The sequence below is a fragment of the Bartonella sp. MF74HXZ genome, assembly GCF_042194445.1.
Taxonomy (GTDB): Bacteria; Pseudomonadota; Alphaproteobacteria; order Rhizobiales; family Rhizobiaceae; genus Bartonella; species Bartonella grahamii.
Genome location: NZ_JBHIMW010000029.1, coordinates 1 through 782 on the forward strand (window position 1 = coordinate 1; position 782 = coordinate 782).

The 782-nt window shown below is 38.9% G+C and carries 1 protein-coding gene; it reads right to left on the reverse strand.

All coding sequences use genetic code 11. The features are described from left to right. Window positions 1–71: 71 nt before the first annotated feature. Window positions 72–782 (reverse strand): antA/AntB antirepressor family protein (locus ACFIJ8_RS08455; RefSeq protein WP_375639389.1); only part of this gene is annotated, 711 nt, incomplete at its 5' end.

Sequence of the window (782 nt, forward strand, 5' to 3'; positions counted from 1 at the left end):
ATCTACATATTCACAATTGACAAACTGAAACAACGTTATCCATAAATCGCATAAAAAGTTAGTATCTACCTTCATTGCACACCTCCATGGATTTGTTCTCTCAAACATGCCAAACCTCTCGATGTGATTTTCGTTGAAGGGAGTACCTTTTCTGTACCATCCGGTCTTTGAATGGTGATAGCAGGGCAATCCATGAATCCTTTCTTGATCTTGTCCTGATAAGGTAACAGAGGCGCCCCTGGCGCACGGCGATACACCCAATCATGTTTACGCAAGTAATCCGTTAAATCCTTTGGTCGTACTTCCAACATCTTTGCTGCTTCTATCAAACCAAACAAACCATCAGAGCGTTTTAAACCTTCCAAAGCTTCTGCTTTAGGCTTGAGTGTACTCACCTCATTTCTTAAGTCTTCTAATTGATCGATATCTTCTAAAAGGAGCTGTTTAATCGTAAGAGGATTTTCCAAAGCATTGGCAAGATTTATTTGCGGTGTTGCTACTTGTTTTGCACGTTTTTCACATTCTATAAAGTATAAACGAGCTTCTCTACCTTTTTTATTGTTCTCCACAATAGAAAGCTCTTTAGCTACACTTAAGGTGAGAGCATAATCTTTGGAGGGACGTCCACCTTGGAGGTTTTCGCCAAAATTGGTGAAAACTAAATAATCCTGATTTTCTAATAAATTATATTTGTTGATGCGATATTTAATCCAAGTAGAGAAATCTTTCCCAATTTCCAACAACGCATGTAACTCACGAGCGTTGACCGTTTGAACGGTTTC